At 65.9% G+C, this 26,642-nt stretch carries 23 protein-coding genes; 7 read left to right on the plus strand and 16 right to left on the minus strand.

The window, feature by feature from the left end:
- Positions 1–19 precede the first annotated feature (19 nt).
- The 4 genes from BTN82_RS14310 to BTN82_RS14325 form a co-directional block, all read right to left on the minus strand.
- A complete protein-coding gene (locus tag BTN82_RS14310) occupies positions 20–850 on the minus strand; it encodes a carbohydrate ABC transporter permease (protein ID WP_075119766.1) in 831 nt (276 codons plus the stop codon).
- 10 nt (positions 851–860) lie between these two features.
- On the minus strand, positions 861–1,787 hold the full coding sequence (locus BTN82_RS14315; RefSeq protein ID WP_075119767.1) for a carbohydrate ABC transporter permease: 927 nt from the start codon (positions 1,785–1,787) through the stop codon (positions 861–863).
- 116 nt (positions 1,788–1,903) lie between these two features.
- Positions 1,904–3,214, minus strand: coding sequence for an ABC transporter substrate-binding protein (locus BTN82_RS14320; protein WP_075119768.1), 1,311 nt, complete (start codon positions 3,212–3,214; stop codon positions 1,904–1,906).
- Between the two features lie 335 nt (positions 3,215–3,549).
- The gene (locus BTN82_RS14325; protein ID WP_075119769.1) at positions 3,550–5,757 is read right to left on the minus strand and encodes a TonB-dependent receptor; all 2,208 of its coding nucleotides are present in this window, start codon (positions 5,755–5,757) and stop codon (positions 3,550–3,552) included.
- 238 nt (positions 5,758–5,995) lie between these two features.
- Between BTN82_RS14325 and BTN82_RS14330 the strand changes: the two genes are divergently transcribed.
- From BTN82_RS14330 to BTN82_RS14355, 6 genes are all read left to right on the plus strand, one after another.
- On the plus strand, positions 5,996–7,012 hold the full coding sequence (locus BTN82_RS14330) for an AraC family transcriptional regulator (protein ID WP_075119770.1): 1,017 nt from the start codon (positions 5,996–5,998) through the stop codon (positions 7,010–7,012).
- A gap of 221 nt (positions 7,013–7,233) precedes the next feature.
- Positions 7,234–8,898 (plus strand): AMP-binding protein, encoded by a 1,665-nt coding sequence (locus tag BTN82_RS14335; RefSeq protein WP_075119771.1) that lies wholly within the window; start codon positions 7,234–7,236, stop codon positions 8,896–8,898.
- Positions 8,899–8,917: 19 nt separating this feature from the next.
- Positions 8,918–9,679, plus strand: coding sequence for an SDR family NAD(P)-dependent oxidoreductase (locus tag BTN82_RS14340; protein WP_075119772.1), 762 nt, complete (start codon positions 8,918–8,920; stop codon positions 9,677–9,679).
- Between the two features lie 12 nt (positions 9,680–9,691).
- Positions 9,692–10,879 (plus strand): acetyl-CoA C-acyltransferase, encoded by a 1,188-nt coding sequence (locus BTN82_RS14345; RefSeq protein ID WP_186828393.1) that lies wholly within the window; start codon positions 9,692–9,694, stop codon positions 10,877–10,879.
- A 9-nt stretch (positions 10,880–10,888) separates the two neighbouring features.
- The gene (locus BTN82_RS14350) at positions 10,889–12,016 is read left to right on the plus strand and encodes an acyl-CoA dehydrogenase (protein ID WP_075119774.1); all 1,128 of its coding nucleotides are present in this window, start codon (positions 10,889–10,891) and stop codon (positions 12,014–12,016) included.
- 14 nt (positions 12,017–12,030) lie between these two features.
- Entirely contained in the window at positions 12,031–12,804 is a 774-nt protein-coding gene (locus BTN82_RS14355; RefSeq protein ID WP_075119775.1) for an enoyl-CoA hydratase, read from the plus strand.
- A gap of 231 nt (positions 12,805–13,035) precedes the next feature.
- Here the strand turns inward: BTN82_RS14355 and BTN82_RS14360 are convergent, their stop codons facing one another.
- The 5 genes from BTN82_RS14360 to BTN82_RS14380 form a co-directional block, all read right to left on the minus strand.
- A complete protein-coding gene (locus tag BTN82_RS14360; protein ID WP_075119776.1) occupies positions 13,036–14,187 on the minus strand; it encodes an acyl-CoA dehydrogenase family protein in 1,152 nt (383 codons plus the stop codon).
- Between the two features lie 3 nt (positions 14,188–14,190).
- Positions 14,191–15,297 (minus strand): enoyl-CoA hydratase/isomerase family protein, encoded by a 1,107-nt coding sequence (locus BTN82_RS14365; RefSeq protein WP_075119777.1) that lies wholly within the window; start codon positions 15,295–15,297, stop codon positions 14,191–14,193.
- Positions 15,298–15,507: 210 nt separating this feature from the next.
- A complete protein-coding gene (locus BTN82_RS14370; RefSeq protein ID WP_075119778.1) occupies positions 15,508–16,905 on the minus strand; it encodes an ArnT family glycosyltransferase in 1,398 nt (465 codons plus the stop codon).
- A complete protein-coding gene (locus BTN82_RS14375; RefSeq protein WP_075119779.1) occupies positions 16,905–17,909 on the minus strand; it encodes a glycosyltransferase family 2 protein in 1,005 nt (334 codons plus the stop codon). The genes BTN82_RS14370 and BTN82_RS14375 overlap by 1 nt, the downstream gene beginning before the upstream one ends.
- Positions 17,896–18,309, minus strand: coding sequence for a GtrA family protein (locus BTN82_RS14380; protein ID WP_075119780.1), 414 nt, complete (start codon positions 18,307–18,309; stop codon positions 17,896–17,898). Before BTN82_RS14380 ends, BTN82_RS14375 begins: the two co-directional genes overlap by 14 nt.
- A 337-nt stretch (positions 18,310–18,646) precedes the next feature.
- Here BTN82_RS14380 and BTN82_RS14385 point away from each other — a divergent pair, with 337 nt between their 5' ends.
- A complete protein-coding gene (locus BTN82_RS14385; protein ID WP_075119781.1) occupies positions 18,647–19,510 on the plus strand; it encodes a LysR family transcriptional regulator in 864 nt (287 codons plus the stop codon).
- Between the two features lie 102 nt (positions 19,511–19,612).
- On the opposite strand, the gene BTN82_RS14390 is transcribed toward BTN82_RS14385, so the two are convergent.
- The 7 genes from BTN82_RS14390 to BTN82_RS14420 form a co-directional block, all read right to left on the minus strand.
- Entirely contained in the window at positions 19,613–20,320 is a 708-nt protein-coding gene (locus BTN82_RS14390) for an HPP family protein (protein WP_075119782.1), read from the minus strand.
- A gap of 156 nt (positions 20,321–20,476) precedes the next feature.
- Positions 20,477–21,673 carry an MFS transporter gene (locus BTN82_RS14395; protein ID WP_075119881.1) on the minus strand — a complete coding sequence of 399 codons (1,197 nt, stop codon included), beginning with the start codon at positions 21,671–21,673 and terminating at the stop codon, positions 20,477–20,479.
- Between the two features lie 42 nt (positions 21,674–21,715).
- On the minus strand, positions 21,716–23,068 hold the full coding sequence (locus tag BTN82_RS14400) for an MmgE/PrpD family protein (protein WP_075119783.1): 1,353 nt from the start codon (positions 23,066–23,068) through the stop codon (positions 21,716–21,718).
- Entirely contained in the window at positions 23,065–23,952 is an 888-nt protein-coding gene (locus BTN82_RS14405; protein WP_075119784.1) for a polysaccharide deacetylase family protein, read from the minus strand. Before BTN82_RS14405 ends, BTN82_RS14400 begins: the two co-directional genes overlap by 4 nt.
- Positions 23,945–24,793, minus strand: a complete 849-nt coding sequence (locus tag BTN82_RS14410; RefSeq protein WP_075119785.1) for a polysaccharide deacetylase family protein — start codon at positions 24,791–24,793, stop codon at positions 23,945–23,947. Before BTN82_RS14410 ends, BTN82_RS14405 begins: the two co-directional genes overlap by 8 nt.
- A 195-nt stretch (positions 24,794–24,988) precedes the next feature.
- Positions 24,989–25,813: an ABC transporter substrate-binding protein gene (locus BTN82_RS14415; protein WP_075119786.1), complete on the minus strand. Its 825-nt coding sequence runs from the start codon at positions 25,811–25,813 to the stop codon at positions 24,989–24,991.
- 54 nt (positions 25,814–25,867) lie between these two features.
- Positions 25,868–26,632 carry an amino acid ABC transporter ATP-binding protein gene (locus BTN82_RS14420; RefSeq protein WP_075119787.1) on the minus strand — a complete coding sequence of 255 codons (765 nt, stop codon included), beginning with the start codon at positions 26,630–26,632 and terminating at the stop codon, positions 25,868–25,870.
- Between the last annotated feature and the right edge of the window lie 10 nt (positions 26,633–26,642).

The raw sequence follows: 26,642 nt of genomic DNA on the forward strand, positions 1-26,642 counted from the left end.
AGGTGGTAGGGGCCGTCTGTTATTTCACCGCGCCGAAGGACAGGCCGCGCACCAGCTGTTTCTGGCTGATCCAGCCGAAGATCAGGATCGGCGCGCAGGCCAGGGTCGAGACGGCCGAGAGCTTGGCCCAGAACAGCCCTTCGGGGCTGGAGTAGGAGGCGATCAGGGCGGTCAGGGGCGCGGCGTTGGAGGAGGTCAGGTTCAGCGACCAGAAGGCCTCGTTCCAGCACAGGATCAGCGACAGCAGCACGGTGGAGGCCAGGCCGCCCTTGGCGATGGGCAGCAGCACCCGGAGCATTTCCTGGCCCAGCGTGGCGCCGTCCAGCCGCGCGGCTTCGAGGATGTCCCGGGGGATGTCCTTGAAGTAGGTGTAAACCATCCAGACCACGATCGGCAGGTTGATCAGGGTGTAGATCGCGATCAGCGCGATGCGCGTGTCCAACAGGCCAAAGGTCTTGGCCAGCAGGTAGATCGGCATCAACACGCCCACCGGCGGCAGCATCTTGGTGGAGAGCATCCACAGCAGGGTGCGCTTGGTATTACGGGTCTCGTAGAAGGCCATGGAGTAGGCCGCCGGCACCGCGATCAGCAGGCACAGGGCGGTGGCGCTGAAGGAGATCACCACCGAGTTCCAGGCGAACGCCAGGTAGTTGCTGCGCTCGTTGATGTGCAGGTAATTCTCCAGTGTCGGCGTGAAGATGAACTGCGGCGGCGTGGCGAAGGCGTCGATTTCGGTCTTGAAGCTGGTCAGCAGCATCCAGAAGATCGGGAAGAAGATCAGGATCGCGATAGCCCAGGCCAGGGTGCCGAGCACCAGGCTTTGCAGGCGGCGGGATTGTTGCAGGGTCATGGCGCGCACCTCAGGGCTTGTCAGTCAGGTTTTTGCCGAGCATCCGCACCAGGATGATCGCGGCGATATTGGCGATGACCACGGCGATCAGGCCGCCGGCCGAGGCCATGCCGACGTCGAACTGCACCAGCGCCTGGTTGTAGATCAGGTAGGCGAGGTTGGTCGAGGCGTAGCCCGGGCCGCCGTTGGTGGTGGTGAAGATTTCGGCGAACACCGAGAGCAGGAAGATGGTCTCGATCATCACCACCACGGCAATCGGCCGAGCCAGATGCGGCAGGGTCAGGTGCCAGAAGATCGCGATGGCCCCGGCGCCGTCCAGGCGCGCCGCTTCCTTCTGTTCCTGGTCCAGGGACTGCATGGCCGTCATCAGGATCAGGATGGCGAACGGCAGCCACTGCCAGGACACGATGATGATGATCGACAGCAGCGGGTAATGGGCCAGCCAGTCCACCGGCTGGGCGCCGAACAGCTTCCACACGGCGGCGAGGATCCCCGACACCGGGTGGAAGATCAGGTTTTTCCAGATCAGCGCGCCCACCGTGGGCATGATGAAGAACGGCGAGATCAGCAGCACCCGGACGATGCCGCGGCCGAAGAACTCACTGGCCTCGAGCAGGGCGCTGATCAGCACGCCGAACACCACGCTGATCGCCAACACGCTGCCCACCAGCAGCAGGGTGTTGCCGGCGCCGGGCAGGAAGCCCGAATCGGTGAGGAAGTAGCTGAAGTTCTCCAGCCCCACGAACTGGTTTTCCCCGGGGTACAGCAGGTTGTAGCGGATCAGCGAGAAGTACAGGGTCATGCCCAGCGGCACGATCATCCACAGCAGCAACAGGGCCACCGAGGGGCTGACCAGGAACCAGCCGGGGTTGGCCAGGCGGCGCTTGCGAGCCGCCCGGGGCACGTCCAGGTGAGCATTGACAGTCGAGGTATTCATGGCAGTCACAACCGTTCAGGTGCGTTCCCTTGTAGGAGCGAGCTTGCTCGCGATCACGCCGCAGGCGTGGACAGCATCGCGAGCAAGCTCGCTCCTACAGGTAGGGGGTGGGCGGGTTACTTGGGGTAGCCGGCGCGTTTCATTTCGCGTTCGGTGGTCTGCTGGGCCGCGGCCAGGGCCTGGTCGACCGTGGTCTGGCCGATCAGCGCGGCGGAGAACAGCTTGCCGACCTGGGTGCCGATGGCCTGGAACTCGGGGATGGTCACCAGCTGGATGCCGACGTAGGGCACCGGCTTGAGGGTCGGCTTGGTCGGGTCGGCGACTTTCAGCGATTCCAGGGTCACCTTGGCGAACGGCGCGGCTTGCATGTAGGCCTCGCTGTAGGTCGAGGCGCGGGTGCCCGGCGGCACGTTGGCGATGCCGTCTTTCTCTGCGACCAGGGCCCCGTATTCCTTGGAGGTGGCCCAGGTGGCGAAGACTTGCGCGGCGTCCTTGGCCTTGGAACTGGTGGGGATCGCCAGCGCCCAGGAGTACATCCAGGCGCTGCCCTTGTCGGTGACCTGGCGCGGCGCGTAGGTGAAGCCGACGTGTTCGCTGACCTTGCTCTGCGACTTGTCGGTGACGAAGGAGCCGGCGACGCTGGCGTCGACCCAGATCGCGCACTTGCCGCTGTTGAACAGCGCCAGGTTCTCGTTGAAACCGTTGCTGGAAGCGCCGGGCGGGCCGGCCTTTTTCATGGTGTCGACGTAGAAGGTCAGGGCGTTCTTCCACTCCGGCCCGGTGAACTCCGGTTGCCACTGCTCATTGAACCAGCGCGCGCCGAAACCGTTGGCCAGGGTGGTGATCAGTGCCATGTTCTCGCCCCAGCCGGCCTTGCCGCGCAGGCAGATGCCGTACTGCTCCTGCTCGGGTTTGTTGAGCTTGCCGGCGAACTCGCCGATCTGCTCCCACGTCGGGTGCTCGGGCATCTCCAGGCCGGCGGCCTTGAACAGGTCGGTTCGGTAGTAGGTCATCGAGCTTTCGGCGTAGAACGGCAGGGCGTAGAGCGTGCCCTTGGCCGACAGGCCCTCGCGCACCGCGGGGAAAATATCTTGCAGGTCGTAGGCCGCGGGCAGGTCCTTCATCGGCTCCAGCCAACCCTTGGCGCCCCAGAGCGCGGCTTCGTACATGCCGATGGTCAGCACGTCGAACTGCCCGCCCTGGGTGGCGATATCGGTGGTCAGGCGCTGGCGCAGGACGTTTTCTTCAAGCACCACCCAGCTCAGCGTGATGTCCGGGTGCTCGTTCTCGAAGGTCTTCGAGAGTTTCTGCATGCGGATCATGTCGCTGTTGTTGACGGTGGCGATGGTCAGGGTCTGGGCGCCGAGGCTGACGCCGCTTACGGTCAGGCAGGTGGTGACGAGCAGGGCGTTGAGGCAGGGTTTCATCGTGCACTCCTGTTCCGCGCCCGAGGGGCGGCGGAAGGACGGTTATTGTTGTTGTGCCTTCCCCATGCCGGGAAGAATGTGGGCTGATTACAGCCCTCAACGCCCGCGCTGACAAATCATCCCTGACACTTGAATCGATACTTTTTTGCACTAGGAACAAGTCCCGTTGCCGGCGCCAGGCGCCATGGACAGGGGATTTACCGGCTTGGGCCGGGCAAGGATGGGGAGATTGCGTATCGGTTTTCAGCCGGGTCGGCGGTGGGGGAAACGCTGGGGGAGGCCGGAAAATGTTGCGCGAAGCCCGCTCGAACGGGGCTTCGCTCAGAGGGGCAGGGTCAGAACGAGTAGTTGGCCGAGAGGATCGCCGCGCGCGCGTCGCCGTATTCGATGGCCGAGGAGCGGGCGTCGCTGCCGCTCTGCTGGCGGACCCGTTCCACATAGTCCTTGTCGAACAGGTTGTTGACGTTCAACTGCAGGTCCAGGTTGTGGTTGACCTTGTAGCCGAGCATGGCGTTGTGCAGCCAGTAGGCGTCCAGCTTGGCGCGGGTGCTGGAGGTCACGTTGCGCTCGCTGACGTAACGGCTGCCGTAGCCCAGGGTCCAGCCGGCCGGCAGTTCATAGGTGGTCCACAGGTTGAACGAGCGCGGCGGCGTGTTGCCCAGGGCCTGGCCCTTGCGGGCGATGCCGGAGGCGGTATTGGCCGCTTGCAGGGTTTCGCTGTCGAGGAAGGTGTAGTTGGCGAACACGTCCCATTGCTCGCTGACATGCCCGGTGACGCCGACCTCGACGCCTTGCACCCGCTGCTTGCCGGCCAGCTGGGTCGAGCCGTCGGCCATGGTTTCCCGGGCGTTGCTCTTCTCGACGCGAAACAGCGCGGCGTCCAGTTCCAGGCGCTTGTCCAGCAGTTCCCACTTGGTGCCCAGTTCCCAGGTCTCGTTCTTCTCCGGCGCCAGGTCCTGGTTGCCCTTGCTCAGGCCGCCGCCGGTGGAGGCCAGGTTTTCCGCCGAAGGGTTGAAGGAGTTGCCCCAGGCGGCGTAGATGCGGCCGTTGTCGGTGGGCTTGAACACCAGGCCGGTGCGGGCGCTGGCCTTGTTGGTGTCGGACACCAGGCGGTCGCTTTTCACGTGGTCGGCGGAGTACTTGTCGGCGTCGCCCTTGATCTTGTCGTAGCGCAGGCCGAGGTTGAGGTCCCAGCGCTCGTTCAGGGCAATGTTGTCGAACAGGTAATACGCCTGGCCCTTGAGGGTGGTTTCGGTGTAGCCGCTGGTGGCTTTTTTCACCGGGCCGTTCCAGCGCCCGGGCGGGCTGCCCAGCTCATAGCCGTTGCGCGGATACAGCGCCGTGCCCAGGCCGTGGTTGTAGGTCTTGAGGTCCAGGGTCTCGCGGGACAGTTCCACCCCGGCCACCGTGTCGTGGCGCATCCCGGCGAACTCGAAATCGCCGATCAGGTTGCTCTGGTTGATCCACATCTCGGTGGTGGCGTCGCGTCCGTAGGCCTGGGGCCCGGCCGGGCGATAGCGGCCGGCCGGCACGCCGCTGGTGTTGGCATGGGACGCGGAAATCACCGTGTCGCGCGCGGTGCGGCTATAGCGCGTGAGGTTCTGCAGGCGCAGGTTGTCGTTGAAGTCATGCTCGAAGTCGGCGGTGAAGGCGTCCTGGTCGATCTCTTCCTTGTCGAGGTTCTTCCAGCCGAAGTAGGCGTCGCGCTTGACCCCGGCCAGCTTCTTACCGTCGCGCGCCGGCACGCCGTAGTCCGGCAGGTTGTCGTCGGTCTGGTGGAAGGCGCTCAGGGTCAGCCGCGTGGCGTCGCTGAAGCCCAGGCGCAGCGAAGGCGCGATGCCCCAGCGCTGGCGGTCGATCTTGTCGCGGTCGGGCACATCGTTCTGATGGCCCATCAGGTTGAGCCGCACGGCGCTGTCGTGGCCGACGCCTTCCAGCGGCTGGTTGCTGTCCAGCGTCAGGCGGTAGTAGTTGTCGGTCCCCAGGCTGCCGCCCAGGCGGGTGAACGCCTGGTTCTTGGGTTGCTTGCTGACCACGTTGATGCTGCCGCCGGTGGTGCCGGCGCCGCCGAAAACCGAGTTGGGGCCCTTGATGACTTCCACCTGCTCGACGTTGAAGGTGTCGGAGCGGTTGGTCTGGGCGCTGTCGCGCAGGCCGTCGATCTGCATATTGCTGTTGGCCGAGAAGCCGCGGATGTTGATGCTGTCCCCCGAACCGCCGCCGCCTTCGCCGGCATTGAAGGTGATCCCGGACACGTTGGACAGCACCTGGCGCAGGCTCAGCGCCTGCTGTTCCTGGATCAGCTTGGGCGGCACCACGGTGATGGTTTGCGGGGTGTCCAACAGCGGTGCCACGTACTTGGGCGAAGCGGAGCGTTCGGTCCTGGAGTCTTGTTGCTCGGCTTCGACCTTGATGTTGTCCAGTTGCAGGGATTTGGGCCGCTCGCCGGCTTCGGCCGCGCCGGCGCAGGACGCCAGGGCCAGGCCCAGGGTAGAGGCCAGCAGGCGGTGCTGGGGCAGGGCGGAGGGGGCTTTCGTTTCCATAAGAAGCACTCTTTTTTAGTGAGAGTGAATCCTATTTGAGATGAATTGCTAATAGCGGCCACAGGAAGCGGTATGCATGGATCTTGCGAAATTTAGGACGTTTCATGGCTGAACCACGTAAAAGTCTAGATAGCCCATCGGACCTATGCCGCAACTTAGGCCAAAGCCCACTGGATTTTTGCCGGTCACTGCCTAAGATGGCCGTCCCATCCCTTTATGCAGGAAGCCGTTACGCGCGATGTGGGAAAAAGACACAATCTCCATGCAACTGGTGCGCGAGGCGCTGTTGCAAAGCTGCGCGCCCGGTGTTGCGACCGAAGAGGTGCTGCTCAAGGTCGGCATCGACCCGGCCCGGCTGGAGCTCGCGTCGGCTCGCGTGCCCGCGCTGGCCTACGCCCGGCTATGGCGCCTGCTGGCCCGGCGCACCGACGACGAGTTCTTCGGCATGGACCCGCGCAAGCTGAAATCCGGCAGTTTGGCGTTCCTCTGCCGCAGCGCCATGGCCCAACCCAACCTGGCGGCGGGCCTGGGTTCGGGGCTGGCTTTTCTGTCGCTGATGCTCGAACACCTGCCGGCACAGCTGGTGCGCCAGCAGAGCCTGGCGGAAATCGTCCTGCTGGAGGACGAGCAGGCACCGCGCCGCGCCTTCACCTATTTCACCTACTGGATGATCGTCCACGGCGTGGCCTGCTGGCTGGCCGGGCGGCGTATCCCGATCCTGGCCATCGAGCTGCGTTGCCCGGCGCCGGATTTTTGCGGCGACTACCAAGTGATGTTCTCGCAGAACCTGCGGTTCGACCGGCCGCGCACGCGGATGATCATCGCCGCCGACTGCCTGGACCTGCCGATCAAGCGCAGCCTCGAGGAGCTCAAGCGGTTCCTGGCCCAGGCGCCGGCCAATATCCTGGTCAAGTACCGCGACCCGCAGAGCCTGGCCAGCCGCATCCGCCACGACCTGCGCCAATTGCCGGCGGCGCAGTGGCCGGAAACCGCAAGCCTGGCCCAGAGCCTCTGCGTGTCGGCCTCGACCCTGCGCCGCCGGTTGGCGGAAGAAGGGCAGACCTACCAGGGCCTCAAGGACGGGGTGCGCAAAGAGCTGGCGATCGCCTGGCTGGCCGAGCCGCAGATCAGCTTCACCGAGATCGCCGGCCGCCTGGGATTCGCCGACGCCAGTTCGTTCTACAAGGCCTTCCGCAAATGGTCCGGCTCCAACCCCGGGCATTACCGCAGCCTGATCCTCAACGAAGCCGGGTAGACCGCTATCGCGAGCAAGCCCGCTCCTACAAGGGAACGCATTCCCCCTGTAGGAGCGAGCTTGCTCGCGAAAAAATAGCGCAGGCACCGCGCATCGGTCTTGGCCAAACCAGTCACGCAACTTGAAAGCTTTGACCATTGTCCGGCCCGGCCCGGGGCGCCAGTATTTGTCCGATGTTTTTGTGGTGCCCATCCTAATAAGAACAGCGAGGGATTCTGGCGATGCGCGATTACCTGTCTGCCACTGCACACTTCAATTATCAGCACAGCGTCGACGCGGCCCTGCACGGCTCGCTGGAGTCGCTCAATGCCTGCGTCGAATGTTGTGACCGGCACGCCTTGCCGGGGCGCATCGCATTGTTCTGGGAAGGCCGCGACGGCAGCAGCGCGACCTACACCTTCAGCGAGTTGCAGGACAAGGCCGCGCGCTTCGCCAACTTCCTGCTGGCCCAGGGCGTGGGCAAGGGCGACAAGGTCGCCGGCCTGCTGCCGCGCAACGTCGAACTGTTGATCGCGGTGTTCGCCGCCTGGCGCATCGGCGCGGTCTACCAGCCGCTGTTCACCGCCTTCGGGCCCAAGGCCATCGAGCACCGCCTGGGCAGTTCCGGGGCCAAGGTGGTGGTGACCGACGCGGTCAACCGGCCCAAACTCGACGAGGTGGCCGACTGCCCGACCATCGTCACGGTCGCTGGGGCCAAGGGCCAGGGTATCGTCCGTGGCGATTTCAGTTTCTGGGCCGAACTGGCCCATTATCCTGCCCAGTGCGAGCCGGTCATGCTGACCGGCGAAGACCCGTTCCTGCTGATGTTCACCTCTGGCACCACCGGCCCGTCCAAGGCGCTCTACGTGCCGCTCAAGGCCATCGTCGCGTTCCAGAACTACACCCGTGACGCGGTCGACCTGCGCCCTGAAGACGCGTTCTGGAACGTCGCCGACCCGGGTTGGGCCTACGGCATCTATTTCGGCGTGACCGGGCCGCTGGGCCTGGGCCATCCGATCACCTTCTACGATGGGCCTTTCACCCTGGAAAGCACCTGCCGGGTGATCAACAAGTACGGGATCAGCAACCTCACCGGATCGCCCACCGCCTACCGCCTGCTGATCGCCGGCGGCGACGAGTTCGCCCGCTCGATCAAGGGCCGCCTGCGCATCGTCAGCAGCGCCGGCGAGCCGCTGAACCCGGAGGTGATCCGCTGGTTCGCCGACAACCTGGACGTGGTGATCCACGACCACTACGGCCAGACCGAGCTGGGCATGGTCCTGTGCAACCATCACGGCCTGGAGCACCCGGTGCACGTCGGCGCCGCCGGCTTCGCCTCGCCGGGCCACCGCATCGTGGTGCTCGACGAACACCACCAGGAACTTGCGGTGGGCCAGCCGGGGATCCTCGCCATCGACCGCAGCCAGTCGCCGATGTGCTGGTTCAACGGCTACCACGGCGTGGCGACCAAGGCTTTCGTCGGCGACTACTACCTGAGCGGCGACACCGTGGAGCTGAACCCGGACGGCAGCATCAGCTTCGTCGGGCGCAGCGACGACGTGATTACCACTTCCGGTTATCGGGTCGGCCCGTTCGATGTGGAAAGCGCGTTGATCGAGCACCCCGCGGTGGTCGAGGCGGCCGTGATCGGCAAGCCCGATCCGGAGCGCACCGAACTGGTCAAGGCGTTTGTCGTGCTCGGCGCGCAATACCGCGCCGCGCCGGAGTTGGCCGAAGAACTGCGCCAGCATGTGCGCAAGCGCCTGGCCGCGCACTCGTACCCCCGGGAAATCGAATTTGTCAGCGAGTTGCCGAAAACCCCAAGCGGCAAATTGCAGCGCTTTATCTTGCGCAACCAGGAAATCGCCAAGGCTCAAGAGGCCGCGGCGCACAAAGCTTCGGCTTGAATAACCTCAGGAACGTGCGATGCAGATCGAAAACAAGATTTTTCTCGTCAGCGGCGGGGCCTCGGGCCTCGGCGCCGCCACCGCGAAGATGCTGGTCGAGGCCGGCGCCAAGGTGATGCTGGTGGACCTCAACGCCGAGGCCGTCGCGGCCCAGGCGCAAGCGCTCGGCTGCCAGAGCACGGTCGCCGACATCAGTAGCGAAGCCGCGGCCGAGGCGGCGGTGCAGGCCACCCTCAAGGCGTTCGGCGGCTTGCACGGGCTGGTCAATTGCGCCGGGATCGTGCGTGGCGAGAAGATCCTCGGCAAGCACGGCCCCCATGCCTTGGCCAGTTTCAGCCAGGTGATCAACGTCAACCTGATCGGCAGCTTCAACCTGCTGCGCCTGGCCGCCGCGGCCATCGCCGAAGGCCAGCCGGACGCCGGCGGCGAGCGCGGGGTGATCATCAACACCGCGTCGGCCGCCGCCTTCGACGGGCAGATCGGCCAGGCCGCCTACGCCGCCTCCAAGGGCGCCATCGCCAGCCTGACCCTGCCGGCCGCCCGCGAGCTGGCGCGTTTCGGCATCCGCGTGATGACCATCGCCCCGGGCATTTTCGAGACCCCGATGATGGCCGGCATGACCCAGGAAGTGCGCGACTCCCTGGCCGCCGGGGTGCCGTTCCCGCCGCGCCTGGGCAAGCCGGACGAGTACGCCGCGCTGGTCGGGCATATCATTAACAACAGCATGCTCAACGGCGAGGTGATCCGTCTCGACGGCGCCTTGCGCATGGCCGCCAAGTAAAGAGGATTGACCATGAACCACGATCCGATCGTTATCGTCAGCGCCGTCCGCACCCCCATGGGCGGCTTCCAGGGCGAGCTGAAAAGCCTCACCGCGCCGCAACTCGGCGCCGCCGCGATCAAGGCCGCGGTGGAACGCGCCGGGGTCGCCAGCGACGCGGTGGACGAAGTGCTGTTCGGCTGCGTGCTGCCGGCCGGCCTCGGCCAGGCACCGGCGCGGCAAGCAGCGCTGGGCGCCGGGCTGGACAAGTCGACCCGCTGTACCACCGTCAACAAGATGTGCGGCTCCGGCATGGAAACCACGATCCTGGCCCACGACATGCTGCTGGCCGGCAGCGCCGAGGTGGTGATCGCCGGCGGCATGGAAAGCATGTCCAACGCGCCGTACCTGCTGGACCGCGCCCGCAGCGGCTACCGCATGGGCCATGGCCGGGTGCTCGACCACATGTTCCTCGACGGCCTTGAAGACGCCTACGACAAGGGCCGCCTGATGGGCACCTTCGCCGAAGACTGCGCCGAAACCAATGGCTTCAGCCGCGAAGCCCAGGACGCCTTCGCCGTGGCCTCGCTGACCCGCGCCCAGCAGGCGATCAAGGACGGCAGCTTCAAGGCCGAGATCGTCCCGCTGCAGGTCACTGTCGGCAAGGAACAGCAGACCATCAGCGACGACGAGCAACCGCCCAAGGCCAGGCTGGACAAGATCGCCACGCTGAAACCGGCGTTCCGCGACGGCGGCAGCGTCACCGCGGCCAACTCCAGTTCGATCTCCGACGGCGCCGCGGCCCTGGTGCTGATGCGTCGCTCCGAAGCGGAAAAACGCGGCCTCAAGCCGCTGGCGGTGATCCATGGGCACGCCGCTTTCGCCGACACCCCGGGCCTGTTCCCGGTGGCGCCGGTCGGCGCGATCAAGCAGCTGCTGAAGAAAACCGGCTGGTCGATCGATCAGGTCGAGTTGTTCGAGATCAACGAAGCCTTTGCCGTGGTCAGCCTGGTCACCATGCAGAAGCTGGAAATCCCCCACGACAAGGTCAACGTCCACGGCGGCGCCTGCGCCCTGGGCCATCCGATCGGCGCGTCCGGCGCGCGGATCCTGGTGACCCTGCTGTCGGCCCTGCGCCAGAAAGGCCTGGCCCGCGGCGTCGCGGCCATCTGCATCGGTGGCGGCGAAGCCACGGCCATGGCCGTCGAATGCCTGTATTGAGGAAAAACCATGTTGCCCAATGACGAACAGACGCAAATCGCCGAGGCGGCCCGGCAGTTCGCCCAGGAGCGCCTGAAACCCTTCGCCGCCGAATGGGACCGCGAGCATCGCTTTCCCCGCGAGGCCATTGGCGAAATGGCCGAGCTGGGCTTCTTCGGCATGCTGGTGCCGGAGCAGTGGGGCGGTTGTGACACCGGTTACCTGGCCTACGCCATGGCCCTGGAAGAAATCGCCGCCGGCGACGGTGCCTGCTCGACCATCATGAGCGTGCACAACTCGGTGGGTTGCGTGCCGATCCTCAAGTTTGGCAACGATGAGCAGAAGGAGCGCTTCCTCAAGCCCCTGGCCAGCGGCGCCATGCTCGGCGCCTTTGCCCTCACCGAACCTCAGGCCGGCTCCGACGCCAGCAGCCTGAAAACCCGGGCGCGGCTGGACGGCGATCACTATGTGCTCAACGGCAGCAAGCAGTTCATCACTTCCGGGCAGAACGCCGGGGTGGTGATTGTCTTCGCGGTGACCGACCCGACTGCCGGCAAGCGCGGCATCAGCGCCTTTATCGTGCCCACCGATTCGCCGGGCTACAGCGTCGCGCGGGTCGAGGACAAGCTCGGCCAGCACGCGTCCGACACCTGCCAGATTCTCTTCGAGGACGTGAAGGTGCCGGTGGCCAACCGCCTGGGCGCCGAGGGCGAGGGCTACAAGATCGCCCTGGCCAACCTCGAGGGCGGCCGCGTGGGCATCGCCTCGCAATCGGTGGGCATGGCCCGCGCTGCGTTCGAGGCGGCCCGCGACTACGCCCGCGAACGGCAGAGTTTCGGCAAGCCGATCATCGAGCATCAGGCCGTGGCGTTCCGCCTGGCGGACATGGCCACCCAGATCGCCGTGGCGCGGCAGATGGTGCAGTACGCCGCGGCCCTGCGTGACAGCGGCAAGCCGGCGCTGGTGGAGGCGTCGATGGCCAAGCTGTTCGCCTCGGAAATGGCCGAGAAGGTCTGTTCCGCCGCCTTGCAAACCCTCGGCGGTTACGGTTACCTCAACGACTTCCCGCTGGAGCGCATCTACCGCGACGTGCGGGTCTGCCAGATCTACGAAGGTACCAGCGACATTCAGCGCCTGGTCATTTCGCGCAATCTTTAACAAGGAATCCCTCGATGAGTTACGAAACCATTCTGCTGGAGATCAAGGACCGCGTCGGCCTGATCACCCTCAACCGCCCGCAGGCGCTGAACGCCCTCAACGCGCAGATCGTCAGCGAGCTGAACCAGGCCCTGGACCGCCTGGAAGCCGACCCGCGGATCGGCTGCATCGTCCTCACCGGCTCGAAGAAGGCCTTCGCCGCCGGCGCGGACATCAAGGAAATGGCCGAGCTGACCTACCCGGGGATCTACCTGGACGACCTGTTCAGCGACAGCGACCGGGTGGCCAACCGGCGCAAGCCGATCATCGCCGCGGTCAACGGCTTCGCCCTGGGCGGCGGCTGCGAACTGGCGCTGATGTGCGACTTCATCCTGGCGGGCGACAACGCCAAGTTCGGCCAGCCGGAAGTCAACCTCGGCGTGCTGCCGGGCATGGGCGGCACCCAGCGCCTGACCCGCGCGGTGGGCAAGGCCAAGGCCATGGAAATGTGCCTGACCGGGCGTTTTATCGATGCGGTGGAAGCCGAACGCTGCGGCATCGTCGCGCGGATCGTGCCGGCCGACGAGCTGCTGGACGAAGCCCTGAACGTCGCGGCGCTGATCGCCGGCAAGTCGCTGCCGATCAGCATGATGGTCAAGGAAAGCGTGAACCGCGCCTTCGAAGTCAGCCTCGCCGAAGGCGTGCGTTTCGAGCGTCGGGTGTTCCACGCGGCCTTCGCCACCGAAGACCAGAAGGAAGGCATGGCGGCCTTTATCGCCAAGCGCGAGGCGCAGTTCAAGGACAAATAGTCCGGGTTATCGTGGCCCATGAAAAATCGCAGCCAAGGCTGCGATTTTTTTATGCCTGCGATCCGTGTAGCCGCTGCCGAGCCCGCGAGGCTGCGAACGGCAACGCAGTTGCCGCAAACCCTGAATCCACGACCTGCCTGAAACACCGCGGCGCCAGGGTTGGCGCCCGCTGCGCGGTCGTGCGCAGCCTGCGGCAGCGGCTACAGGACGGGGTAGCCGTTTAAGCTCGGGTCACAGCAGATAATGCTTCAACTCGCGGGCGATCAGCATGCGCTGGATCTCGCTGGAGCCTTCGTAGATCTGGGTGATCCGCGCGTCGCGGTAGTAACGCTCCACCGGGTAGTCCTCCAGGTAGCCGTAGCCGCCGTGGATCTGGATCGCCGAGGAGCAGACCTTCTCGGCCATTTCCGAGGCGAACAGCTTGGCCTGGGAGGCTTCCGACAGGCACGGCTGGCCGGCGCTGCGCAGGCGCGCGGCGTGCAGGATCAATAGGCGGGCGGCGTTGAGGCGGGTGTGCATGTCGGCCAGCAGGTTGGCGATGCTCTGGTGCTCGGCGATCGGCTTGCCGAACTGCACCCGGTCGCGGGCGTAGGCCAGCGCGGCCTCGAACGCGGCGCGGGCGATGCCCAGGGCCTGGGCGGCGATGCCGATGCGTCCGCCTTCGAGGTTGGACAGGGCAATCGCCAGGCCCTTGCCGCGCTCGCCCAGCAGGTTGGCTTCGGGGATCGTGCACTGGTCAAGGGTCACCGCGCAGGTGTCCGAGGCGCGGATGCCCATCTTGTGTTCGCTACGGTCGACGACGAAGCCTGGGGTGTCGGTGGGCACCAGGAACGCGGAAAGGCCTTTCTTGCCCAGCTCCGGGTCGGTCACGGCAAACACGATGGCCAACTTGGCGCGCCGGCCGTTGCTGACGAACTGCTTGGCGCCGCTGATCACCCACTGGCCGTCCTTGAGTTCGGCACGGGTGCGCAGGTTGTGGGCTTCGGAACCGGCCTGGGGTTCGGTCAGGCAGAAGCAGCCGATGGCCTGGCCGCTGGCGAGGTCCGCCAGCCAGGTCTGCTTCTGTGCGTCGCTGCCGTAGTTGAGGATCGGCCCGCAGCCCACCGAGTTGTGGATGCTCATCAGCGCGCCGGTGGCGCCGTCGCCGGCGGAGATTTCTTCCACCGCCAGGGCGTAGGCCACGTAGTCGACGTAGGTGCCGCCCCATTCCTCGGGCACCACCATGCCCAACAGGCCCAGCTCGCCCATCTTCGCCACCAGGGCGTCGTCGATCCAGCCGGCTTTTTCCCAGGCCTGGGCATGGGGGGCGATTTCGCCGCGGGCGAAGTCCCGGGCCATGTCGCGGATCATCACCTGCTCTTCGCTCAATTCAATGTCGTGCATGGCTCAGCTCCGGTTCGGGTCGAAGGCGTCGAAGAAACTCGCCACGCGCGCGGTGTCCAGCGCTTGCAGGGTCGGCGGATTCCAGCGCGGGGTCTTGTCTTTGTCGATCAGCAGGGCGCGCACGCCCTCGATCAGGTCGCCGCGCTCGAACCATTGGCGGTCCAGGTGCAGCTCCAGGGCGAAGCAGTGTTCCAGGCTTAGCCGGCGACCGCGCCGGAGCATTTCCAGGGTCACGGCCATGGCCAGTGGCGAGCGGGTGGCCAGCAGGTCGGCGGTGCTTATCGCCCAGTCATGGCTATCGCCGAGGCGCACTTCGCGCAGTTGCTGGACGATGCTGGGGACGTCGGCCTGGGAAAAGAAATGATCGATGGCCGGGCGCAGGGCCGCCAGCGGCGGCTCCGGCAATTGCCGCACCGCCAGCTTGGCCAGCAGGCCTTGCAGGTCCTTGAGCGGCGAGTCGTGCCATTGCAGGCTGTCGAGGCGCTGGTCCAGCAGGCTCAGTTGGTCGCTCTCCAGGTACCAGTCGGCCAGCCCGCAATACAGGGCGTCGGCGGCGCGGATCTGCACGCCGCTGACCCCCAGGTAGATGCCCAGTTCGCCGGGGATGCGCGACAGGAAATAACTGCCGCCGACGTCCGGGAAGTAGCCGATGCCGACTTCCGGCATCGCCAGGCGGCTGCGTTCGGTGACCAGCCGCAGGTCGGCGCCCTGGACCAGGCCCATGCCGCCGCCGAGGACAAAACCGTCCATCAGCGCCAGCACCGGCTTGCGGTAACGGTGGATGGCCAGGTCCAGCGCGTATTCCTCGACGAAGAATGCCTCGTGCAGGGTCTGGCCGTTCTTGTAGCTGTCGTAGAGGGTGCGGATATCGCCGCCGGCGCAGAAGGCTTTTTCGCCGGCGCCGCGCAGGACCACCGCGTGCACCTGTGGGTCCTGGGCCCAGGCATCGAGCTGGCGTTGCAGGGTACGGACCATGCCGAGGGTGAGGGCGTTGAGGCCGGCGGGGCGGTTGAGGGTCAGGTGGCCGATGTGGTTGCGCACGTCGGCGAGCACGTCCTGTTGCGAGGCGTCGACGTCCTGCGCCGCCTGGGATGAAACCTGAACAGTCATCACTAACTCCCTGCTTTTATTGTTCTTTATCGATGTGTTCGCGCGGGCGCGATGACGGATCGTAACAGTGCAAATTTGCCCTGTACAACGCGAATAACTGCAGGTTGCCTGTGCATTTTTGCATGCCCGGGCCAGTAATCGCCCCGGGCTATTCCTGGCAGAGGAAGACGGGCGCGGCGGCGCCTTATTGCCCGCCGCGAACGGTCGTCCTCAAGGCGCCTGGCATTTGAACAGCACGCTCTGGCTGGCGCGCAATTGCTCGCTGCAGTCGTACGGTTGCAGTTCGCCGAGGCCGTGGCGCAGGTCTTTTTCCCGGCGTGCGAGGTAGAACGGCGCCTGGGCCGGCAGCGCGGAAAAAGCCTCCAGCTGCCTGGCCTGGCCGGCGCTGTAGAACTCGCCGGAATAGGAGCGCCGGCCCCAGTAGTACAACGGCGCGGGCTCGCTCGCCTGGCGTTTCTGCCAGGCGCTCGCCAGGGCCTGCTGGTTGTTCGGCCGCTCGAACAGCGAGCCTTCGAGAGCCGCCAGCAACAGCCCCAGGGGCAACAGCAGGGCGCTGCCGACCCCGGCCAGCAGGGTCCGGCCCTGGCGCGCCTGCAACGCACTGGCCAGCAACAGGCTCCAGGCCGGTAGTGCCGGCAGGACGTAGGTCCAGAGAATGTTCCCCGACAGGCTGAAAAACGCCGGCGTGGCCAAGGCCCACAGGGCGACGAAACTGAAGTAGCGCGGCAGGCGCAGGTACGACCGGTAGTGCAGCCACAGCAGCGGCAGCCACAGGCTCCAGGGGAACAGCGCCAGCAGCAGGTCGAGCCAGATACTGCCCGGCGGTCGTGCGTGGGCGCTGCCGTACAGGTCGCCGGCCCAGTCGCTGACCACGTAGCGTTTCCAGTGTTCGCCCACCAGGAAGTAGTCGAGGAACCCCGGCGAGCGCACCTCCGCCAGCCAATACCAGGGCACCGCCACCAGCAGCATCACCCCCAGGCCGCTGACCCAGGGCAGGCGCCAGAGTGCCTGCCATTGGCGGTTGAGCAGGGTCCAGGCGACCGCCTGGGCACCGACTAGCACCAGCACCAGCGGTCCCTTGGCCAGCAGCCCGAGCCCGAGGCCGAAGAACCCGGCCAGGGCCCAGCGCCGGTTGCCATGCACCGTGCCTTGCCAGAAACCGTAGGTGGCCAGCAGCAGGCTGAAGCCCAGGGCCGGGTCGGTGAGCACCACGCCGGCGCCGAGCAAGCCCAGGGTGGTGCTGGAAAAGATGATCGCCGCATACAAGCCGGTGCGCAGGTCGCACTCCTGGCGGGCGAAGCGCAGGACGATCAGGCAACTGCCGAGGTGGAACAGCCACGCCGGAAAGCGCACCGCGAACTCGTTGATGCCCAACAGCTTCATGCTCAGGGCCTGGCTCCAGAACGACAGCGGCGGCTTGCCCCAGAACGGCACGCCGTAATCGAACATCGGCGTCACCCAGTCGTCGAGTTCGAGCATCTTGCGCGCCATCTCGGCGTAGCGCGCCTCGGAGGTGTCCATCAGCGGGTACAGGCCCAGGCTGGCCAGGCGCAGGCCAAGGATGCCCAGCAGCAACCACCACAGCGAACGAATGGAAAGCACGACCATCAGCGGTTCTCTCGTTCTTCGAGCGCCGATACCGGCGGGGCCGACTCCGCCGGCGCCTTGAGCTGCCTGGCCAGGCCGCCGAACGTACTGCTGAGCAGGTACACCGGGCGGCGCTTGACCTCGCTCAGGGTGGCGCCGATGTACTCGCCGATCAGCGCGATGCCTAAGGCCAGCATGGCTCCCATGCCGAGGATGAGGTCGTGCGCATTCAGGCTGCCGGTGCTCAGTTGGCCGGCGATATAGAGCAGGGTCAGGCCGAACACCAGGGCGCTGAGCAGGCTGAACCAGCGCAAGGGTTTGCGCGAGAAGGCGACGATACCTTCGATCGCCAGGTCGACCAGCGCCAGGGGGCCCCACTTGGACTGGCCGCCGCCACGGGCCATGCGGTCGTAAGGCAGTTCGACGGTCTTGAAGCCCAGCCAGTTGATCATGCCTTTCATGAAGCGCGCCCGTTCGGGCATGGCGCGCAGGGCATTGAGCGGCGCGGCGCCGATCAGGCGGAAATCGCTGACGTCCTGCGGCACCGCGTATTTGTCGACCAGCACCCGCAGCAGGCGGTAGTACAACAGGGCGCTGATGCGCTTGCCGAAGGTATCGCCACGCCGATGGTGGCGCTGCATGTTGACGATGTCGCAGCCGGCCAGCCAGTGCCGGACCATCGACGGAATCAGTTCCGGCGGGTCTTGCAGGTCGGCATCGATGAACAGGATGGCTTCGCCCCAGGCATGATCGATACCGGCCGCCATGGCCGACTCCTTGCCGAAGTTGCGGCTCAAGTTGAGGCAACGCACCAGGGGCGCCCGGCACAGTTGCTCGAGTATCGCCAGGCTGTCATCGACGCTGCCGTCGTTGACATATAAAACTTCATAACGAACCGGTAGCCGGTGCAGCGCCAACATCAATCTTCGATGAAACTCCGGTAATACATGTGCCTCGTTGTAACAGCAAACAACCACGCTCAGAAAACGGGCGGAAACATCGTCCACGCGATCAGGTAGTTTCATATTTGAATGTCCAGGTGCGGTTTATCCAGTAAGTAACCAGTGTCAGGCTCGCGGTGCTGAGCAGTTGCATGAGCAGGGGCGAGCCGGGCCAGCAAGCGAGCAGAACGACCATCAGCAGGGCGTTGCCCAGGTTGTAGGCCAGGGCTGTGAGGGCGAACCGCAGCAACTGCCCGGGACGCTCTGCCTCGCGGCCGCGGGCGAAGGTCCAGCGGCGGTTGCCCTGGTAGCTGACCAGCGTGCCCAAGGCGGTGCCCAGCAGGCTGGCCGGTAGTGGCGCGATAAAGTCGAGGGCCAGCAGAAACAGGCTGTAGTGACTCAAGGTGGCCAGGCCGCCGACCAGCAGATAACGCGGAAGTTGGGCCGAGTGGCGTCGCCGAAGAGAGTTCGGGGGAATGGGCATCAAGCAGTCCTGGACAATAGCTGTTAAATACAAGCACCAGTCTTGAGTCTTTTGTGTGATTGATAAGTGTGACTTTTGTGAAAAATATGTTGGCTGTGCGGGCAAGCTGTTTCAGAGTTTGTAATAACAAAATTGTTATTTAACGCTGCGATTCAATGTAATCAGCTACTTGCATGGAAAGTTGCTCGGGAAAATAACTTTTAAATAACCGGCTTGTTAGGCGGATGTCAGGCTGGGCATGGGCGGGTTCATCGGTCTTGGGAAAAAGCCTGGCGCCAGCGTCGCAGCTTGCCGCGGCGCCGCTACAATGGCGCCCGAACCTGAACGACGAGGCACCATGGATATCGATCTGGCCCGCACTTTTTTGCAAATCGTCCGCAGCGGCAGCCTGATCGCCGCGGCCGAGCAATTGCACCTGACCCAGACCGCCATCAGCGCGCGGGTGCAGAACCTCGAAGGCCAACTCAACTGCAAGCTGTTCGTGCGCAACCGCGCCGGGGCCCGGCTGACCGCCGACGGCGAGGCGTTCATCGTCTACGCCAACCAGCTGGTGCAGACCTGGGAGGCGGCCCAGCGCGACCTGCCGTTGCTCGCCGGCTACCGCAACGTGCTGCACATCGGCGGCGAAGTCAGCCTGTGCAATCCGTTGATGCTCAACTGGGTCCGGCGTTTGCGCCAGGCGCTTCCCAGCTACGCCGTGCGCAGCCAGATCGCCGAGGGCGCGAGCCTGCAACGCCAGTTGGAACTGGGTGTGCTGGACGCCGCGCTGCTGTTCCAGCCGGTGTACGGGCCGGGTTTGCAGGTCGAGCAATTGCTGGAGGAAAAGCTGATCCTGGTGCGCCTGGCGGGCAAGCCCGAGCCGTACGTGTACATCGACTGGGGCGAGGACTTCCGCCGCCAGCACGACGCGGCGCTGCCGGACCAGGCCAGGGCCGCGGTGGGGTTCAACCTCGGGCCGCTGGCGTTGCAGTTCATCCTCGAAGGCGGCGGCAGCGGCTACTTCCGTACCCGGGTGGTGCAGAGCTACCTCGACAGCGGCGTGCTGGAGCGGGTGGAGCGGGCCCCGGAGTTCAACTTCCCGACTTACCTGCTGTACGCCCGCGACCGGGATTCGGCCGAGTTGCAGCACGCCTTCGAGGTGCTGCGCGAAGTGGTCGCCAGCGACACCGACTGGTCCCAACGCTGGGACCCGATGATCTGACCCGGCGCCCGCTGCGCGGTCGTGCGCAGCCTGCGGCAGCGGCTACAGGGACTGCGTTGTGGATGTAGCCGCTGCCGAGCCTGCGAGGCTGCGTACGGCTCGTCAGAGACGCGGGGCGAGGACTTCGCCGATGCTGCGGCGGCGGGCGTGGGCTTCGCTGGCGTGGATCAGTTGCTGCAGGTCTTCGGGGGTGACGTCGAAGAATTCCTGCATGTCTTCCAGCGCCAGCTTGAGGTCGGCGGCGGTGATGGCCAAGGCATCGGTCGACGGCTGTTCGGCGGGCAATCGGGTCGCCGTTTCGCCCTGGCCCTTGGGGTAACGGATGCGCGTCAGGTTGTTGTAGAGCAGGGCGCTCAGCAGCAGGCACAGGGCGGCGAGCATCACCGGGCCCAGGGCCAGCCAGTCGAGGGCGACGGTGGCGGGGTCGGCCAGGACCAGGGTCAGGGCCACGGCGCCAGCGGGCGGATGCAGGCAGCGCAGCCAGCACATCAGGACCAGGGACATGCCGGCGGCCAGGCAGGCGCTGCCCAGGGTGCGCCCGAGCACATGGGACACCAGCAGTGCCAGCACCGCGGCGCACAGGTAACCGCCGAGGATCGACCAGGGTTGCGCCAGCGCCCCGGACGACACCGCGAACAGCAGCACCGCCGAGGCGCCCAGCGGGCCGATCAGGTGCAGCGCAACCTCCATGCCGAACACCCGGCTGCATAACCAGACACTGAACAGCGTGCCCAGGGCCATGCCGATCGCGGCGCGGCTCCATTCCGAAGGGCGGGTATTGACGGCGGCGGGTATCCAGCGAGCGAGCATGAAGAAGCAGTCCAGTTCCGGTTTGGCAGGCAAAAAGAAGGGCTTGTCTGGCGCACCAGAAAGCCCTGAAGCGTTCCAACATTTGGGGGAGGAACCGGCACAGTGTGCCGTCCCGTCGCAGCGGCTACAAATTCATAATAATGCTGTTTAAGTGCATTATTTTTGCACTGTCCTGGTCGCCGCCCCGAGCTGCGCCACCCGCCGCCCGCTGCTGAAACACAGCCAGCCGCCCAGCGCCGTCAACGCGCTCAGGGCATAGAACATGGTTGGCGCCGGGGTGTGCACCAGCAGGTAGCCGCAGATGATCGGGCTCAAGGCACCGCCCAGGGCCGCGAGGTTCTGCGCGCCGTAATAGCTGCCGCGCAGTGCCTCGGGGGCCAGGGTGTCGATAAAGAGGAATTCCGCCGGGTAGATGATCATCTCGCCGAGGGTGAAGACGAACATCGCCAGGCACCAGCCCAGCAGGCTGTCGGCCAGGCTGAAACCGACCAGGCCGAGGATGAACAGGCCGGTGCCGACGGCGATCCAGTAGCGCAGCTGTTCGCGCTTGAGGAAACGGCCGATCTGGTACTGCAGCAGGATCACGCTGATGGCGTTGCACGCCAGCAGCGCGGCCATGGTGTCGAGGGCGCCTTTCGCGTCCTCGGTGACCAGCAGGTACTGCGACAGGTACAGGGTAAAACGGCCGTGGACGATGGTGCTGAGCAGGCAGCCGCCGGTGAACATGATCAGCGTGCGGTCGTTTTTCAGGGTCGCCAGGGTGTTGAGGAAACTCTCCGGCTTGCCCAGGGCGGGCAGGCCCGGGGTCGGTGGAATGCCGCGCATCAGCAAGGTGCTGAGCACGGCGATGGCGCCGGCGATCAGGAAGGGCGCCAGCGGCAGGTGCCCGGCGATCACCACGCCGAGCATGGGCCCGGTGGCGTAGCCGATATTGGTCAGGGTGTAGCGCAGGGAAAACACCTTGGCCCGCTGACTCACCGGCAGGTTTTCGCTGATGATCGCCTTGGAGCCGATCAGGAACAGCGCCGAGGCGGTCTCGGTGACCACCAGGATCGCGGTGGTCAGGTAGAGGTTGTGGGCGAAGGTCAGCAGCACGAAGCCGATGCCGCTGGAGAGCATGGTCAGGATCAGCAGCCGGCGCTTGTCCAGGCGATCGAGGATGTAGCCGCCGTATAGCGCCAGCAGGGTCGCGATAAACACCGCGACCCCCAGCAGCAGGCCGACATCCTGCTGGTCGAGGCCGAGCTTTTCGCTGAGGAACAGGGTGAGCAGGGGGCTGGTGATGGCGCGGCTGACGACAATGGTCAGCGAGCAGATCATCAGGCGGCGGATAACCAGCGAATAAGTGGCCACGGTGGGCATGCGTCCTTGTTGTCTGAGTGGGCTGCGCAGGGCTCAGGGGCCGAGCCAGCGGTCCAGCGCGGCGACGGACTCCATCTGCGCCAAGCGCCAGACCTGTTGCAGTAACGCTTCGGCCCGCTCGGCCGGCAGCGCCCGGGTCGCCAGGCTGAGAAACTTCTGTTGCAGCGCGCGGTCGCTCAGCGGGTTGCCCGGCGCGCCCAGCGGCACCTCGACGCACAGGCTGGCCTGGCGTCCGTCGCGGGTGCGCAGGGTGACCACGGGTTCGCCATCCTCCGACAGTTGCGGGTCCACTTCAAGGCGGATCCGTGCCATGGCCCCGGCGATCCTTGCGGTTTCGCGGTACTCGCGCGCATAGGCATCCAGTCCGGCATGGCCATGTACCAGGCGCGCGGCGAGGGCGTAGGGCAGGCTCATCTGCGCGGCGGCCAGGGAGTCGATGTCGCGGCCGCCGCACATGCCGTCGAGAAAGACGCAGAGCGACACCCGAATGTCTTCCACCTGATCGGCGGTCACCTGCAACTGTTCGAGCAACAGGCCCAGGGCATCGATGGCCGAATGGGTGCCCCGGCAAGAGGCATGGGGTTTGATCGAGCAGCGCGCCAGTTTCCACACCCGGCCCAGGTCCTCGTCCAGGGCCTGGGGGATCGCGTCGCTGCCGGCCAGGGTCTTGAGGAAACCGCCCCAGACCTCCTCGAACACTTGGCCCGGCCCGCTCACGCCTTGCCGGGCAAGGCGCGCGGCCAGCAGGCCGCCTTCGGCCGCCCGGCCGCTGTGCAGTTTCTTGCTGTGCGAAGCGTCGTGAATAAAGGCCCAGAGCCCGCCGCTGAAGCTGCCGGCCAGGCCCAGGGCCGAGCTTGTCTGCCGGGCATCGAGACCGAGCACCCGAGCGCAGGCGGCCGCCGCGCCGAACACCCCGCAGGTGGCGGTGGAGTGCCAGCCGGCGCCGTTGTGGGCCGAGTAACCGCCGCAGGCTTCCAGCACCCGGCGCCCGACGTCATAACCCACGACCACCGCGGTGATCAGTTCGCGGCCGCTGAGCGGCGTGTCCCGCAGGCTGGCGGCGGCCATCGCCGCCGGCAGCACCACCGCCCCGGAATGGTCGCAGCCGCCGGTGTCGTCCAGCTCCAGGGCATGGGCGGCGATGCCGTTGAGCAAGGCCGCCTGGGAAGCGCTGGTGCTCAGGGCGGTGCCCCATGCCCGGCTGCCACCGCCCTCGTCGCCAAGGGCCAGTCGCGCCGCCGCGGCGATTTCGCTGTGCGCACCCGCCAGCGCGGCGCCGAAGGTGTCGAGGATATGCCGGGTGGCCTGGGCCACGAGGGGCTCGGGCAGGTCTTCGAACCGCGTGTCGACACAGAACCGCGCCAGGCGTTGCAAACGATCGGTCATGGCAGGTAGGCCCGATAGTGACGTTGATAAATCGCCGCGGGGTGATCCTCCGTCAGCGGTCGCGCGCGTTCTGCCCACCACTGGGCGATCTCGCCGGCGCGGGCGATCCACGCATCCTCATGCCGCCGGATGCCCTGCAACAGCTCCCGCAGCAGGCCGATGCGCCCCGGGGTGGCGATGATCTCCGGGTGCAGGCGCAGCAGGTAGAGCAGGCCGAACCGGTGGAAGCCGGCGAAGTCCATTCGCAGGTTGTCCAGGGTGTGGCGGTAGGAGGCGATCCGCGATTGCCCCGGCGGTACCGCCGGGCTGAGGTTGAAGGCGAAGTAGGGTTCGTCTTCCAGCTCGTAGTGCAGGGGCAACTCGATTACGTCCGGCCGGGTCGGGTGAGGGAAGGGCAGGTCGTCGCCGCGCCAGGACGACGACCAGCGAATGCCTTGTCCGTGCAGGGCCTCGACGAAACCCGGGGCCCAGTTGCCGGCCGGAATGCGAAAACCGCTGGGGCGCTGGCCGGTGAGATCGGCCAGGGCCTGGCAACCGCGTTGCAGTTCCCGTTGCTGTTCGGCGAGGCTCAGTTGATCGTAGTCGGCATGCCGATAACCGGCGCAGGCGATTTCATGCCCGGCGGCCTGGATCGCCCGTATATGCCCGGGGTTTTCCTCGGCGACGATCCCCGGAACGAACCAGGTGGCGGGCATCCGCAGCTCATCGAGCAGGGCCAGCAGGCGCTCGACCCCACGCTGGCTGCCGTAGCGCCAGACCGATAGGGTCTTGTCGCGTCCGGCCACTTGCGGGGCCTGGGTAAGGATGCCGTGGATGTCGTTGTAGTCGACGGTCACCGCCACGGCGCAGCGGTAGCCCTGGGGCCAGGCCTGGGTTTCAGCCATGGTGATGCTCCTTGAGCCACCAGCGGGCGACGTCGCGGCAGGTGGCGAACCACACGTCCTCGCGCTGGCGCATGTGTTCGAACAGGCGCTCCAGCAGCAGGAGGCGCCCGGGTTTGCCGCTGATCTTGGGGTGGAACAGGGTGGTCAGGCACAGCCCTTCGTCCATGGCGCCGTCGTACTCGCGGCACCAGTTGTCCAGGGTCAGCTCGTAGCTGGCGGTGCGGTCCAGGCCCGCGGGGAAATCGGGCGCGCGGGTGTAGGCGAGGGAGGCGTAGTCGTCCATCTCCCAGCGCCCGGGGATCTCCACCAGCGGCGTGGTATGGCCCGGCACCTGGACCAGGTACGGGCGGTCGTCGCCGCGCATGCTGCTGGAGTAAGTGACGCCGGCGTCCACCAGTATGGCCGGGGTTTCGGCGCGCCAGTCGCCCGAGGGGGTACGGAAGCCTTCGGCGCGGATGTGCAGGTGCCGCCAGAACACCTCGCGGGACTTGGCCATGACCGCTTTCTGCTGCTCCAGGGGCAGGGCATAGAAGGACTCATGCCGGTAGCCGTGGTATGCCACTTCGTGCCCGCGCTCGACGATCGCCTGGCATTGCCGGGGCCAGTTCTCCACCACCCAGGCGGGGACGAAGAAGGTGGTCGGGATGCAAAAGGCATCGAGCAGGTCGAGCAAGCGCGGCAGGGCCCGATAGGGGCCGTAGCCGCCGAAGCCGAAATACTCCGGTTTGCGCCAGATCGAGCTGTCGAGCATGGCGTCGCCGGTCGGCCCGTCGAGGTCGAAGGCCAACGCCAGGCACGCCTGGTACCCGTCCGGCCAGGTAGGTCGGGTCAAGGAGAACATCGATAGCGCTCCAGTCATTCGAACGGGCCGGTCGGCCCGCACTGTGGTGATTCACCCCGGCAATGGCCGGGGTTGACCGCATTCGACACCCACTCCTGCAGGAGCGAGCTCGCTCGCGATAGGGCCGGCACCTTCAATCTCGATGGCGCCTGTCCGATTGCTATCGCGAGCAAGCTCGCTCCTACAAGGCGCAGATTATTTGCCGGCGTTGAGGGTCACGGTCTTGATCGCGCCGAGCTCCAGGTCCCATTTTTTCAGGATGGCCTGGTAGCTGCCGTCGTCGACCATGCTTTGCAGCGCGCTCTTCAGGGCTTCGGCCAGCTCGGGCTTCTTGTTGCTCACACCGAGGCCGGTGAACTGCTCGGAGATCGGCAGGCCCAGGGTCTTGTAGGTGTCCTTTTCCTGGGTCTTGAGGTACGGCAGGGTTTCGCTGCCTTGCATGGCCGCGTCGATACGGCTCTGGCGCAGCTGCGCGCGGGCGTCGGCCGAGCCTTCGGCGCCGATCACCAGCACCGCCGGCTTGCCGTGGACTTCGCAGTTGGCCTTGCTCCAGGTGGCGATTTCCGCCGGGAAGGTGGTGCGGCGGCTGGTGCCGACTTTCTTCCCGCACAGGTCGGTGGCTTGGTTGATCGCGGTGTTTTTCTGCAGGGTGTAGAACTGCGGCCCGCTGGTGAAGTAGTCGACGAAGGTCACGCTCTTCTGCCGTTCGGCGGTATCGGTCATGCCCGACAACACCGCGTCCACGCGATCGGTGGCCAGGGCGTTGATCATCTGCTCGAAGCCCGTTTCCTGCCAGGCGATCTTCACTCCCAGGCGCTCGGCCAGGGCGTTGCCCAGGTCGTAGTCGAGGCCGGTGAGCTGGTTGGTGGCCGGGTCCTTGAAGTCCATCGGCGGGTAGTTGGGCATGATCGCCACGACAATTTCGCCCTTGGCCTTGATGCTGGCGGGCAACTCGGCGGCGACGGCGAGGTTGGCGGCCATCAGGCCGGCGAGTACTGCGGGAATGGCAAAGTTCTTCATGGGTCGTTCTCTTATGAGTGTTGTGAGGTCCGCTCTGGGGTGCCGAGCTTGGGCCTAGGTTCGAACGGCAGAAATGAAGCTTTGGGTGCGTGGGTTTTGTGGGCTTATTAGTATTTCTTCGGGGCTTCCAGCCTCCACGATCTGGCCGCCGTCCATGAACACCATGCGGTTGGAAACCTCCCGGGCGAAGCCCAGCTCATGGGTGACGACGATCATGGTCATGCCGGTCTGCGCCAGGTCGCGCATCACCGACAGCACCTCACCGACCAGTTCCGGGTCGAGTGCCGAAGTGGGTTCATCGAACAGCATCAGCTTGGGGCGCATGGCCAGGGCGCGGGCGATCGCCACCCGCTGTTGCTGGCCGCCGGACAGCTCGATCGGGTAACTGTTGCGCTTGTCGGCCAGGCCCACCCGGGCCAGCAGCTCCAGGGCTTCCTCGTGGGATTCCTTGGGCGCGCGTTTGAGCACCTGGCACGGGCCTTCGATGATGTTTTGCAGCACGGTCATGTGCGGGAACAGGTTGAAGCGCTGGAACACCATGCCGGTGGCCAGGCGCTGGCGGGCGATCTGCGACTCGGTGAGCTCGTGCAGCTTGTTGCCGACGATGCGGTAGCCCACCAGCTCGCCGTCGACCCACAGGCCGCCCTTGTCGATCTTCTCCAGCTGGTTGACGCAGCGCAGCAGGGTGCTCTTGCCCGAGCCGGACGGGCCGATGATGCACAGCACTTCGCCTTGCTCGACCTCGATGTTGACGTCCTTGAGGGCGTGGTAATTGTCGTAGTACTTGTTCAGGCCCACAGCCTTGACGATATTTCTCATGATCGGATTC

The sequence above is a fragment of the Pseudomonas chlororaphis genome (assembly GCF_001921865.1).
Classification (GTDB): domain Bacteria; phylum Pseudomonadota; class Gammaproteobacteria; order Pseudomonadales; family Pseudomonadaceae; genus Aquipseudomonas; species Aquipseudomonas chlororaphis_D.